The sequence below is a fragment of the Brevundimonas sp. FV1ye29L genome, assembly GCF_058681095.1.
In genome coordinates, this window is record NZ_CM178730.1 from 1,974,156 (window position 1) to 1,986,606 (window position 12,451).

Annotated in this window: 14 protein-coding genes and 1 tRNA gene; 6 read left to right on the top strand and 9 right to left on the bottom strand. The window is 67.0% G+C overall.

What is annotated here, in order from left to right; all coding sequences use genetic code 11:
- Positions 1 to 87: 87 nt before the first annotated feature.
- Positions 88 to 2,541: an ATP-dependent helicase HrpB gene (hrpB, locus tag ACW17W_RS09670; protein ID WP_492076657.1), complete on the bottom strand. Its 2,454-nt coding sequence runs from the start codon at positions 2,539 to 2,541 to the stop codon at positions 88 to 90.
- Between the two features lie 197 nt (positions 2,542 to 2,738).
- Here hrpB and ACW17W_RS09675 point away from each other — a divergent pair, with 197 nt between their 5' ends.
- Positions 2,739 to 4,313, top strand: a complete 1,575-nt coding sequence (locus ACW17W_RS09675) for an amino acid permease (RefSeq protein WP_492076658.1) — start codon at positions 2,739 to 2,741, stop codon at positions 4,311 to 4,313.
- Positions 4,314 to 4,409: 96 nt separating this feature from the next.
- Positions 4,410 to 4,494: transfer RNA gene (locus ACW17W_RS09680), tRNA-Leu, on the top strand.
- Between the two features lies 1 nt (position 4,495).
- On the opposite strand, the gene ACW17W_RS09685 is transcribed toward ACW17W_RS09680, so the two are convergent.
- Positions 4,496 to 5,323 (bottom strand): NAD(P)H-hydrate dehydratase, encoded by an 828-nt coding sequence (locus ACW17W_RS09685; protein WP_492076659.1) that lies wholly within the window; start codon positions 5,321 to 5,323, stop codon positions 4,496 to 4,498.
- A gap of 121 nt (positions 5,324 to 5,444) precedes the next feature.
- Here ACW17W_RS09685 and ACW17W_RS09690 point away from each other — a divergent pair, with 121 nt between their 5' ends.
- The 3 genes from ACW17W_RS09690 (at position 5,445) to ACW17W_RS09700 (ending at position 7,842) form a co-directional block, all read left to right on the top strand.
- Positions 5,445 to 5,783: a P-II family nitrogen regulator gene (locus ACW17W_RS09690; protein WP_492076660.1), complete on the top strand. Its 339-nt coding sequence runs from the start codon at positions 5,445 to 5,447 to the stop codon at positions 5,781 to 5,783.
- A gap of 81 nt (positions 5,784 to 5,864) precedes the next feature.
- Entirely contained in the window at positions 5,865 to 7,274 is a 1,410-nt protein-coding gene (gene glnA / locus ACW17W_RS09695) for a type I glutamate--ammonia ligase (protein ID WP_492076661.1), read from the top strand.
- A gap of 169 nt (positions 7,275 to 7,443) precedes the next feature.
- Positions 7,444 to 7,842 carry a host attachment family protein gene (locus tag ACW17W_RS09700; RefSeq protein ID WP_492076662.1) on the top strand — a complete coding sequence of 133 codons (399 nt, stop codon included), beginning with the start codon at positions 7,444 to 7,446 and terminating at the stop codon, positions 7,840 to 7,842.
- Positions 7,843 to 7,897: 55 nt separating this feature from the next.
- Here the strand turns inward: ACW17W_RS09700 and tatC are convergent, their stop codons facing one another.
- The 5 genes from tatC to ACW17W_RS09725 form a co-directional block, all read right to left on the bottom strand.
- Positions 7,898 to 8,725 carry a twin-arginine translocase subunit TatC gene (tatC, locus tag ACW17W_RS09705; protein ID WP_492080300.1) on the bottom strand — a complete coding sequence of 276 codons (828 nt, stop codon included), beginning with the start codon at positions 8,723 to 8,725 and terminating at the stop codon, positions 7,898 to 7,900.
- Between the two features lie 47 nt (positions 8,726 to 8,772).
- The gene (gene tatB / locus ACW17W_RS09710; protein WP_492076663.1) at positions 8,773 to 9,378 is read right to left on the bottom strand and encodes a Sec-independent protein translocase protein TatB; all 606 of its coding nucleotides are present in this window, start codon (positions 9,376 to 9,378) and stop codon (positions 8,773 to 8,775) included.
- A 41-nt stretch (positions 9,379 to 9,419) separates the two neighbouring features.
- On the bottom strand, positions 9,420 to 9,638 hold the full coding sequence (locus tag ACW17W_RS09715) for a twin-arginine translocase TatA/TatE family subunit (protein WP_492076664.1): 219 nt from the start codon (positions 9,636 to 9,638) through the stop codon (positions 9,420 to 9,422).
- 143 nt (positions 9,639 to 9,781) lie between these two features.
- Entirely contained in the window at positions 9,782 to 10,183 is a 402-nt protein-coding gene (locus ACW17W_RS09720; protein WP_492076665.1) for a type II toxin-antitoxin system death-on-curing family toxin, read from the bottom strand.
- Positions 10,184 to 10,193: 10 nt separating this feature from the next.
- Positions 10,194 to 10,421, bottom strand: coding sequence for an AbrB/MazE/SpoVT family DNA-binding domain-containing protein (locus tag ACW17W_RS09725; protein ID WP_492076666.1), 228 nt, complete (start codon positions 10,419 to 10,421; stop codon positions 10,194 to 10,196).
- Positions 10,422 to 10,479: 58 nt separating this feature from the next.
- Here ACW17W_RS09725 and rnhA point away from each other — a divergent pair, with 58 nt between their 5' ends.
- Positions 10,480 to 10,938, top strand: coding sequence for a ribonuclease HI (gene rnhA, locus ACW17W_RS09730; RefSeq protein WP_492076667.1), 459 nt, complete (start codon positions 10,480 to 10,482; stop codon positions 10,936 to 10,938).
- Here rnhA and ACW17W_RS09735 read toward each other — a convergent pair.
- Together ACW17W_RS09735 and ACW17W_RS09740 are read right to left on the bottom strand one after the other, a co-directional pair.
- The gene (locus ACW17W_RS09735) at positions 10,935 to 11,396 is read right to left on the bottom strand and encodes an NfeD family protein (protein ID WP_492076668.1); all 462 of its coding nucleotides are present in this window, start codon (positions 11,394 to 11,396) and stop codon (positions 10,935 to 10,937) included. The genes rnhA and ACW17W_RS09735 overlap by 4 nt on opposite strands.
- A 15-nt stretch (positions 11,397 to 11,411) precedes the next feature.
- Positions 11,412 to 12,410: an SPFH domain-containing protein gene (locus ACW17W_RS09740; RefSeq protein ID WP_492076669.1), complete on the bottom strand. Its 999-nt coding sequence runs from the start codon at positions 12,408 to 12,410 to the stop codon at positions 11,412 to 11,414.
- Positions 12,411 to 12,451 lie beyond the last annotated feature (41 nt).

Below are 12,451 nucleotides of genomic sequence, written 5' to 3' on the forward strand. Positions count from 1 at the left end.
TTCTGGCTCCCTCTGTGCGGTTTATGCCCTGTTCAGGGCAAACCTCAATGGGCAGGCGCCGCGCTGCCCTTCCCGTGAAAGCCGCGCCTACGTCCCCTTCGGCTTGACCCGGTTAGTGGGCGGGGCCTCGGCGGGATTTTCCGGCCAGGGATGGCGAGGATAACGACCGCGCATTTCGCTCCGCACCGCTGACCATGAACCCGACCAGAAGCCGGGCAGGTCCTTGGTCACCTGTACCGGCCGCCGCGCCGGGGACAACAGGGCCAGGGTCAGGGGAACGCGCCCGCCCCCGACTGTGGGATGGACGGTGACGCCGAACAGCTCCTGCACCCGGATATCGACGCGCGGCCCGCCCCCGGCGGCATAGTCGATGGCGGCCGACCCCAGGGGCGTGGTCAGTCGCGGCGGGGCCAGCTGGTCCAGCACCTGATGCCGGTCCCAGGGGATCAGGCCCCGCAACCCCTCCTCCAGCGCGCCGTCCGCGATCGCCTCCAGCGACTGGACCCGATCCAGCAGCGGCCACAGCCAGTCTCCGGCCGCCGCCGTCAGCCCGACGTCAGACACATCCGGCCAGCCGTCGTCCAGACCGGCCAGAAAGGCCAGCCGCGCGCGCAGGGCCGACGACCGCTCGCCCCATTTCAACGCCCCGATCCCGTCGCGGCCGACCTCCGCCTTAAGGGCGGCAGTGATAGCGGCCCGGTCGGCGGGGCCGACGATCCGCTCGTCGACGACCACGGCCCCGATCCGGCGGATACGGCGCACCGTCATCCGGCCCGAGGGTTCGCGCACGATCCGGTCCTCGACCTCGACCCGGTCCTCAAGATCGGCGGGGTCGAGGGCGGCCGCGAGGCGGATGCGGTCCTGCGCGCCCCGGTCCGCGCCGCCGCCGACCTCGGCGACGGCCAGCCACGCCTCCCGCGCCAGCAGGTCCGTGGGATCAAGGAAGGCGCCGCGCCCCGAGGCCAGCAGGAACTCGCCCGGTTTGCCGCGCGCCCGGGCGATGCGTTCGGGAAAGGCGGCGGCGACCAGCCGGCCGGGATCGACCGGCTCGTCCGTCTGTCGCCCCCCGGCCGCCCGCGCCCAGCGATCCGCCAGCTTCAGGGCGTCGCGCGCCCGCGGCGACCGGTCCCGGTCCAGTTGGCGCAACCGCTCACGAAGATCCGGATCGGTCCCGCCCAGACCCGGCTCTGACAGCAGGGCCGCCAACCGGGCGCCCGTCGCCGCATTTCCGGCATCACTGGCCACGGCGACCATATGGGCCAGACGCGGCGACAGCGGGATCTGCGTCAGCCGACGGCCATGCGCGGTCAGGCCGCCCTGCCCGTCCAGCGCCCCCAGCCGCGTCAGGACGCTGCGCGCCTCGGCGAAGGCCCCGGCCGGCGGCGGGTCGAGCAGGGCCAGCCCCTCGGCCGACTTCACGCCCCACCGGGCCAGATCCAGAGCAAACCCGGTCAGGTCGGCCTCGCGAATCTCGGGGTTCTGATGCGGGATCAAGCCGCGCGTCTGTTCCTCGTCCCACAGCCGGTAGCAGACCCCCGGCTCCGTCCGTCCCGCCCGCCCCATCCGCTGTTCAGCCGACGACCGGCTGACCCGCACGGTCGCCAGCCGCGTCAGCCCGCCCGCCGGATCGAATCGCGGCACCCGCGACAGGCCGCTGTCGATCACCACCCGCACCCCCTCGATGGTCAGACTGGTCTCGGCGACCGAGGTGGCCAGAACCACCTTGCGCCGGCCCGCCGCCGCCGGCTCGATGGCCCGGTCCTGTTCGGACTTATCCAGCGCGCCGTACAGGCTGACCACGTCCACAACGGGATCCCTCACCTGTTCGGCCAGCAGCCGCGCCGTGCGATGGATCTCCCCCTGTCCGGGCAGGAAGACGAGAATCGATCCGGTCTCGTCCGCCAGGGCCTGACGCACGGCCCGGGTCACGGCGACCTCCAGCCGCTCGGCGGGGTTTCGCCCCGGATACTGCGGCGTGACCGGAAAGGCCCGTCCCTCCGCCTGCACGACCGGCGCCCCCTGCCCGGCCCCGTCAGCCAGCAGCCGCGACACCCCGGCGATATCCAGCGTCGCCGACATGACCAGCAGCTTCAGGTCCGGCCGCAGCAGCGACTGGCTGTCCCGCGCCAGGGCCAGTCCCAGATCGGCGTCCAGACTGCGTTCGTGAAACTCGTCGAACAGCACGGCCGCGACGCCCTCCAGCCCGGGGTCGTCCAGAATCATCCGCGTGAAGACCCCCTCGGTGATGACCTCGATCCGGGTCTCCGGGCCGATCCGGCTCTGCAACCGCGTGCGATAGCCGACTGTCCCGCCCGCCGTCTGGCCCAGGGTAAAAGCCATCCTGTCGGCGGCGGCCCGCGCGGCGATGCGTCGCGGCTCCAGCACCAGCACCCGGCCATCCCCCCGCCAGGGCTGGTCCAGCAACGCCAGGGGCACGACCGTCGTCTTCCCCGCCCCCGGCGGCGCCGCCAGCACCACGGCCGGATGCGCCGCCATGGCGGTCATCAACTCCTCAAGAACGGCGTGGATCGGCAGGATCATCGGCGTTCACCTAGCGCGTCACGCCGTCGGCCGCACCGGATTTGACCCCGCCTGGCGACAAGGCTGTGGTTCACGAAAGCGTCGTCCGACGGTCATCGCGGTGATACCGCGTTGCGTCCGGCCATTTCCATGGTTAGCGTCCGCCCAAACCGGCGCGCCACAGGGCGGGGGGCCGGACAATCATCGAGGGGTAATCTATGTGGCGCGTTAAGTCGCTCGACGCGATTCTGGCCACGGCCGAGAAGAAATCGCTTCATCGGTCGCTTGGTCCTGTTCAACTCACCCTGTTGGGCATCGGGGCCATCATCGGCACTGGCATCTTCGTCCTGACCGCGGCGGCCTCGCAGAAGGCCGGACCGGGCATGATGTGGAGCTTCGTCATCGCCGGCGCCGTCTGCGCCGTCGCCGCGCTCTGCTATTCGGAACTGGCCGCCATGGCCCCGGTCTCGGGCTCGGCCTACACCTACACCTATGCCGTCATGGGCGAGCTTCTGGCCTGGATGGTCGGCTGGGCCCTGATCCTGGAATACGCCGTTGCGGCCTCGGCCGTGTCGGTCGGCTGGTCCGGATATGTGCTGGGGTTGATCGAGAACGCGCTCGGATTCGACTGGCCAAACGCCCTACAGGCCGGGCCGGCGTGGAGCATGAACGGCTTCATCCCCAGCCCCGATTTTTCGGCCGGCGTCATCAATGTCCCCGCTATCATCGTGGCGCTGGGCGTGACCCTGCTGCTGATGGTCGGCACAACGGAATCAGCTCGCGTCAACGCCGTGCTGGTGGCGATCAAGGTCGCAGCCCTGACCATCTTCGTCGTCCTGACCCTGCCGGTGATCAAGGCCGAGAACTTTACGCCCTTCGCCCCGAACGGGCTGTTCGGGACGTCGTCGGGCATGGGCATCGTCGGGGCTGCCGCCTCGATCTTCTTCGCCTATGTCGGCTTCGACGCCGTCTCGACCGCGGCGGAAGAGACCAAGAATCCGCAACGCAACGTGCCAATCGGACTGATCGGCTCGCTGGGCATCTGCACCATCTTCTATCTGCTGGTGGCCGTCGGCGCCGTCGGCGCCATCGGCGCCCAACCGGTCGTCGGTCCTGCCGGCGAAGCGGTCCAGCCCGGCTCGCCCGCCTTTGTGGCCGCCTGTTCGCTGGCCGAGAACGCCAACCGCCTGGTCTGCTCGAACGAGGCCCTGGCCCACGTCCTGCGCGAGATCAACTGGCCGGTCGTCGGCAACGGCCTGGGCCTCGCGGCCATGCTGGCCCTGCCCTCGGTCATCCTGATGATGATCTACGGCCAGACCCGCATCTTCTTCGTCATGGCGCGCGACGGCCTGCTGCCGGAAGGCCTGACCAGGATCCACCCCAAGTGGAAGACGCCCTATATCGTCACCCTGGCCACCGGCATCGCGGTCGCCATCGCCGGCGCCCTGTTCCCGGTCGGCCAACTGGCCGACATCTCGAACTCGGGCACCCTGTTCGCCTTCTTCATGGTGTCGATCGCGGTGCTGATGCTCCGCGTGAAGGAGCCGAACCGCCATCGCCCGTTCAGGACGCCGCTGGTCTGGGTGATGGCCCCGCTCTCGGCCGTCGGCTGCCTGGCCCTGTTCTGGAACCTGCCGCACGATGCCAAGATGGTGCTGCCGATCTGGGGCGGCATCGGCCTGCTGATCTACTTTGCCTACGGCTACCGCAAGAGCCACGTCGGCCGCGGCCTGATGGAGGTCCACGAAACGGACTCCGACATCCCGCCGCCCCCGGTGCCGCCGATCTCCTGATCGGTCGCGGAACAAACGGAAAGGCCCGGGAGCGATCCCGGGCCTTTTTTCTTGGCGCGGCCCATGCGGCGCCCTAGAGCCTGCCGTCGAACCTATGCGGATGTGGCGGAACTGGTAGACGCACTGGATTTAGGTTCCAGCGCCGCAAGGCGTGGAGGTTCGAGTCCTCTCATCCGCACCAGTCATCCCGGCCAGAGATCGCCCAGCACCGCCGGCAACTGGTCGGGCAGGTCCTCCGCGATCAGGCCCGGCCCGAAACGGCGCGCGGCGTCGGCGTGCATCCAGACCGCTGCACAGGCCGCGTCGAAACTGTCCATCCTCTGGGCGACCAGTCCACCGATCATCCCGGCCAGAACGTCGCCCGAACCCGCTGTGGCCAGCCAGGCGACGCCGTTGCCGTTGACGCGAACCCGCCCGTCCGGGGCGGCGATAACCGTCTCCCGGCCCTTCAGCACCATGACCGCGCCGGACGCCGACGCCGCCTGCCGGGCCGCAGCCTCCCGCCCTCTGGACAGCAGGCCCGGAAACAGCCGCTCGAACTCTCCCTCATGCGGGGTCAGGACGTCGTCGCGGTCCAGACCGTCGAACAGTTGGTCCGGCCGACCGCGAAACAGGGTCAGGGCGTCGGCGTCGACGACCAGGGCCGCCCCGGTGCGGGACAGGGCCGACAGGTTGTGGGCGGTGGCCTCGCCAAGGCCGGCCGCCGGGCCGATAACGACACAGTCCAGCGGTTCGGCCAGTCGTCCCAGGGCTTCCGGGCTGGCGAATTCCGAGACCATCACCGCCTCCATCGCCGGCGCCACGATCGCCGCCGCGTCCGGCGGGCAAAGCAACCGCACCAGGCCGGCCCCGATCCGCAGTCCCGCCCGCGCCGCCAGGCGTGCGGCGCCGGTGTTCAGGGCGCCGCCGGAAACCACCCCCAGACGCCCGCGCTGGTGCTTGTGGGCGTCCGGTTCCGGCCAGGGCAGGGATCTTCCCCAGACGGACGGATCATTGACGTTGGCGGTCATGCGTCAATCCCGGTTTCTGCGGATGGAAAATGCGTCTTTGCGCTTGCCATATGCTGCAATGCGATGTCCTTTTGCTTCCCGGGCGTCCGGTGCAGGTCGGCGCCGCGTCTCGAGGTCGCCCATGAAGAAGATCGAAGCCGTCATCAAGCCGTTCAAGCTGGACGATGTGAAGGAAGCCCTGCAGGACATCGGCGTCCAGGGTATGACCGTTCTGGAAGCCAAGGGATATGGCCGCCAGAAGGGACACTCCGAACTGTATCGCGGCGCCGAATACGTCATCGACTTTCTGCCCAAGATCAAGATCGAGGTGGTGGTCTCCGACGACCTCTATCCCGCCGTGGTCGAGGCCATCCAGAGCGCCGCCCGCACCGGCAAGATCGGCGATGGAAAGATTTTCGTCTCCGACGTCCACGACGTCATCCGCATCCGCACCGGAGAAACCGGAGCCCAGGCGGTGTGACCCCCTATTTGCGGCGGTCCCGGCAGGGTCGGTCGCATCAGTAGTTTCCTCCTCCCCCAAAAACAAAAAAGGAAAACGAGAATGAGCACTGCCGCCGAGATCCTCAAGGAGATCGAGGACAAGGACGTCAAATACGTCGACGTTCGCTTTACCGACACCAAGGGCAAGCTTCAGCACGTCACCTTCGACGTCGATCTGGTCGATGAGGACTTCCTCACCGAAGGCACGATGTTCGACGGCTCATCGATCGCGGGCTGGAAGGCCATCAACGAAAGCGACATGCTGCTCAAGCCGGACCTGTCGACGGCCTATATCGACCCCTTCTACCAGCAGACCACGATGTTCCTGTTCTGCGACGTCATGAACCCGGACACCGGCGAACCCTACAACCGCGACAGCCGCTCGATGGCCAAGAAGGCCCTGAGCTATATCCAGTCGGCCGGCGTGGGCGACGTGGTCTATTTCGGCCCGGAAGCCGAGTTCTTCATCTTCGACGACGTGCGCTGGACGACCCAGCCGGGCAACACCGGCTATTCCTATGACTCCATCGAACTGCCGGCCAATACGGGTTCGGAATACACCGAGGGGAACATGGGTCACCGCCCTGGGCCCAAGGGCGGCTATTTCCCCGTCAACCCGGTCGATTCAGGTCAGGACCTGCGCGGCGAGATGCTGGCGGTCATGCGCGACATGGGCATGCAGCCCGAGAAGCATCACCACGAGGTGGCGCCGGCCCAGCACGAACTGGGTCTGAAGTTCTCGGACATGCTGACCATGGCCGACCGGCTCCAGCTCTACAAATACATCATCCACAATGTGGCCGCCGCCTACGGCAAGTCGGCGACCTTCATGGCCAAGCCGATGTTCGCCGACAACGGCTCGGGCATGCACGTCCACATGTCGATCTGGAAGGACGGCAAGCCCCAGTTCGCGGGCGACAAATACGCCGGCCTGTCCCAGGAGTGCCTCTGGTACATCGGCGGCATCATCAAGCACGCCAAGGCGATCAACGCCTTCTCCAACTCGACCACCAACTCCTACAAGCGTCTGGTGCCCGGCTATGAGGCCCCGGTGAAACTGGCCTATTCGGCTCGCAACCGTTCGGCCTCCATCCGTATCCCGTGGGTGTCGTCGCCCAAGGGCAAGCGTCTGGAAGCCCGCTTCCCCGATCCGATGGGCAACCCCTATCTGACCTTCACCGCCCTGCTGATGGCCGGTCTGGACGGGATCGAGAACCGCATCGATCCGGGCGCGCCCGCCGACAAGAACCTGTACGACCTGCCGCCCGAAGAACGCGGCTCTATCCCCGAGGTCTGCGGCTCGCTGAAGGAGGCCCTGGAGAGCCTCGACAAGGACCGCGCCTTCCTCAAGAAGGGCGGCGTCATGGATGACGACTTCATCGACTCCTATATCGAGCTGAAGATGGAAGAGGTCATGCGACTGGCCCTGCACCCGCACCCGGTCGAGTTCGACATGTACTACAGCTGCTGATCCTCTGATCAGCCATGGGCGGAGGGGCCGGACGAGCGATCGTCCGGCCCCTTTCCGTTTCGCCCGCAGCCCCGCCATGGCCCCGCAAGATCGTCGCACCGGGCCGAACCCGGCAACCTGCGCCGTCCCGGTTCGTTGAGTGATCCCCTCAACAATTTGGATACCCCAGATGAAACTTCCCAAAGGCGCGCTCGTGGCCGTGGTCGATGGCGAAAAGCTGGTGCTGTTCGAAAACACCGGCCAGCAGGATATCCAGCTCCAGCCCAAGCCCGTCCCCGATATCGCCGAACGCGCCTCCGGCGCGGCGGGCCGGATTTCGAGCGAGGCCAACCCCGACAACGACACCCAGGCTGAGGACGGCTTCGCCATGGGCGTCGCCGAGGTTCTGAACAAATGGGTGCTGACCAACAAGGTCGAGCATCTGCTGGTGATTGCGGCGCCCAAGACCCTGGGTCAGCTGCGCAAGGGCTGGCACAAGGAGACCGAGGCCCGTCTGGTCGGCGAACTCGCCAAGGACCTGACTGGCCATTCAACCGACCAGATCGCCGCCTCGATCGAAAAGGCCTGAGGATCGCAGGGGGGCGGCGCGCATCGCCCCGGCCCCCTGTCTTCGCCGAGGGCCTCTAGGCTGCGGCCTCGGCCGCATCGGCCTTCTTCTTGCGGGTCTCGATCAGCCGCACGCACCAGATGGAGATTTCGTAGAGCAGGCACATCGGGATCGCGAGCATCAACTGGCTGATCGGATCGGGCGGCGTGACCACGGCGGCGATGGCCACCACGGCGACAATGGCGTAGCGACGGCCCTTCGCCATCAGCTCCGAAGAGATAATGCCGGCCAGACCCAGCAGGGTCATGATCACCGGCAGCTGGAAGCACAGGCCAAAGGCCAGGATCAGGGCCGTGGCCAGGTTCATATAGTCCGACACGGTCGCCAGCAGATTGGCCGAAACCCCGCCCTGATTGATGCTCTGCCCCAACGAAAACAGCATCACGAACGGCAGCATGATCACATAGACCAGGGCCGCGCCCAGCAGGAACAGCAGGGGCGAGGCGACCAGAAACGGCAGGAAGGCGCCCCGCTCATTGCGATACAGGCCGGGCGCCACAAACCGGTACAGCTGGAAGGCGATCACCGGGAAGGCCAGGACGATCCCGCCCAGACCGGCCAGCTTCATCTTGACGAACAGGATCTCCAGCGGCGCGGTGTAGATCAGCTGCACCCCCCTGGCGGCGTCGCCCGGCAAGGGATGCAGACCCACCATGGCCAGGATCATGTCGATCGGATTGACATGCGTGCCCCCCGCCGCCGCATGGAAGGCGCTGGCGGCCACATAGGGCTTGACCAGAAACACATACAGCGGCCCGGCGAAGAAGAAGCAGGCGAAAAAGGCCAGCACAAAGGCGATGACACAGATCATCAGCCGCTTCCGCAGCTCGATCAGGTGGTCCATCAGCGGCGCGCGTGAGGACTCGATCTCGGAGTCGGGATCATAGGCGCTCACAGCTCGACCGCCTTCTTGCGCGCTACACGGGGTTTGGCCGCGGCCTTGCCGGCGGCTCGCGGGGCCCTGGTCGTGCTGGCCGCGCCCGTCTCGGCCGGGACGCCCTCAGCCGCCGGCGCCCGGGAAGCCGGCTTTGCCGCAGACTTCGGGGATGCCGCCCGTTTCGTGCGGGGCTTTGCGGCGACGGGCGGCGACGTGTCGACGAACTCCCCCGTATCGACAGGCCATTCGGTCGGGGCCGGGACCATGACGGGCTCGGCTGCGGCCTCGGCCGTCGCCGCCGTTTGCGGCGCCGGATCGAACAGGGGCCGGTTGAACTCGGATTTTATATCGGCGAACGCGGCATCCGCGTCAGCGCCCAGCCGGATCGGATTGCTGGTCCGCAGGGCCTCGACCTCCTTGCGCAGGTCATCCAGCTCGGACTGCCGGGCCATGTCGTCAAAACTGCTGCGGAATTCGTTGGCCATGCCGCGCGCCTTGGCGACCCATTTGCCAAGTTCACGCAGCAGGCCGGGCAGACGCTCCGGTCCTACGACCAGAAGCGCCACAATGCCGATCACCAGCCACTCGCCGCCCCCGATGCCGGGACCCAGGCCACCCATAGTCTCAGACCCTTCGCCTCAAGCGCCAGCCGTACGCGCGATCAGCGCTTGATCTCTTCCTTTTCCGCGTCGGTGCGCGGCAGGGACGAGACGCCGTCGTGCGGCCCATCCTTCTTGTCCTCGTCCTTCAGGCCTTCCTTGAAGGCTTTGATGCCCTTGGCCGCATCGCCCATGATGCCGGACAGCTTGCCGCGACCGCCGAACAGGACGAGCACGATCAAGGCGAGGATGGCCCAATGCCAGATGCTCATGGCGCCCATGGCGAAGTCTCCTATGGACGGCCAGACGCCGCCCGCTGCAAATCATAGGCGCCATATAGGCGACCCTGTGGCCGCGCGGCAATCGAATGCGTGTTCACACGACTGTCGTGTTGTCAGCTGTCCGTTTGAGACGCCGGGAGAGCTCAAATGTTCGCCCGTACCCAGTCCGTGAGCTGATTGAGGCCGACCTCACCCGCAGCCACACCCAGCATGGTCTTGATGACGTCCAGCTTGTCCGCGCGAAGCGGTCGACCGTTCAAAGCCAGAAACAGGATCAGCGACTGATAGGCGGCCCGTTTGTTGCCATCGACGAAGGGGTGGTTCGACGCCACCCCAACGGCATAGGTCGCCGCCAGTGCGGCCAGATCGTCCTCATTTTCGTAGTAGAAGCGGTTCCTGGACCTTTCCAGCACCGATTCCAGCAATCCTTCGTCGCGAATGCCGGCCGAACCGCCGTGCAGCGCGAGGCTGCGGTCGTGCAGGGCAATGATGGCGGCCTTCTCAAGCCAGATGGGTTCGCGACGGCTGAAAAGGTTCTCCGTCATCCGTCAGCCCCTATCTGGCGAGGGCCCGGAACACGTCCCGGTGTTCGTCCATAAGCTTTTCGCCAAGGGCGATCTGCTGCTGGACACTGTCGTCATAGGGCGAGACGCGCATCGAACCGTCCGGCGCGCGCGTCAGATAAAGGGTGGCGCCCTTCTCCACGCCCAGCTCAACGAGGGCTTCCTTGGGGAGCACAACACCGACCGAGTTTCCGACCTGGGTGACTTTCAGCGCGATCATGACTGGCCTCACTTTCGAGAGACTGTATAACAGATGTTATTACGCTAGGCGAGTTCCCTTGACCCCCGTCCCCACCACGACCGTCATCATCCACACCGACGGCGCCTGCAAGGGCAACCCGGGTCCCGGAGGCTGGGGCGCCATCCTGCAGTCCCAGGGCAAGACCAAGGAAATCCACGGCGGCGAGCGGCTGACGACGAACAATCGCATGGAGCTGACGGCGGCCATCATGGCGCTGGAGGCTCTGACCCGCCCGTGCCGGATCGAGCTCCATACAGACAGCAAATATGTCATGGACGGCATCACCCAGTGGATCCACGGCTGGAAGGCGCGCGGCTGGCGGACGGCGGACAAGAAACCGGTCAAGAACGACGACCTGTGGAAACGGCTCGACACGGCCCGGGCCCGCCACACGGTGGACTGGCGCTGGGTCAAGGGCCACGCCGGCCACGCCCTGAACGAACGCGCCGACCAGCTGGCCAACCTCGGCGTCGAGGCGGTGCTGAAGGCCCGTTAGGCGGAGGGTCGGACCTTCAGCGCCGATCCGGCCGCGCTTTCGACAATGACGCTGTCGCCCACAGGCGGGGCGTCGCCGGTGATTTCGGCGGCCCATTCAGCGCCGGAGACAAACACCCGCCCGCGTCCGTCGACAAAGGCCTCGACCACCCGGGCGCGCTGACCCACCAGACGCGAGTCCCGGTCGTTGATGTCGGGGGCGTCCGACGGATTGACGCGCTTGATCAACCGGCTGGAGACCAGGGTGGCGATGATGGTCAGGATGGCGAACAGGCCCGCCTCGCCCCAGAATCCGAAACGCAGGCCGAAGGCGGTGAGCACCGCCACCACCCCCGCCGCCACGGCCGGCCACAACAGCCATTCCGTCGACAGCGCCGCCTCGATGGCCAGCAAGGCCACGCCCAGGGCCAGCCAGAACCAGAAGGGCTGGGACGCATAGAGATCGAGCACGTTCTGCATCATGCGCTCCGGCGATCAGGAGGTAGGTGGAACAGACCCGCCGCGCGGCGCGGTGCGGGACGGCGGGGTCGGGGCGCGCGGCGGCGTCGGGGGCGCCGGGCGGTCCGACTGCTGGGCGCGCGCCAGGCCGACCAGTTCCCCGACACCGGCCAGGGTGCCGACCAGACCGCTCATCTCGGCCGGTACGATCACCGTCCGCTGCTGCGGGCTGCGGGCCAGTTCGGCGAAGGCCTCCACGTATTTCTGGGCGATGAAGTAGTTGATGGCGTTGACGTCGCCGCGGGCGATGGCCTCGGACACCATGGCCGTCGCCTTGGCCTCGGCCTGGGCTTCCCGCTCACGGGCCTCGGCATCGCGGAAGGCGGCCTCCTTGCGGCCCTCGGCCTGGAGAATGGCGGCCTGTTTGGCCCCCTCGGCGCGGGCGATGGCGGCCTGTTTCTCGCCTTCGGCCTCGGTGATGACGGCGCGACGTTCACGCTCGGCCTTCATCTGGCGCGCCATGGCGTTGGTGATGTCGACCGGAGGCGTCAGGTCCTTGATCTCGATCCGGTTGACCTTGACGCCCCAGGGCTCGGTCGCCGCATCGATCACCGTCAGCAGGCGCGAGTTGATATTGTCGCGCTGGAACAGCACCTCATCCAGGTCCATCGAACCGACCACGGTGCGCAGATTGGTCGAGCACAGCTGGGTGATGGCATAGGGCAGATCCTCCACCCGATAGGCGGCGGCCGAGGCGCTCATCACCTGGATGAAGACGATGGCGTCGACCTTCACCATGGCGTTGTCCTTGGTGATGACCTCCTGCTGGGGCACGTCCAGGACCTGCTCCATCATGTTCATCCGGCGGCCGATCCGCTCGACAAACGGGGTCAACAGGCTGATGCCGGGCGCCAGGGTGCGGGTGTATTTGCCGAACCGCTCGACCGTGAATTCGCGACCTTGCGGCACGATCTTGACGACACTGAACAGAAGAATGATCGCGAAAACGATCAGAACGCCGACAAACCAGACCATTGGATACCCCATTGCTGTGGATGACAGGCTACGACGGACGG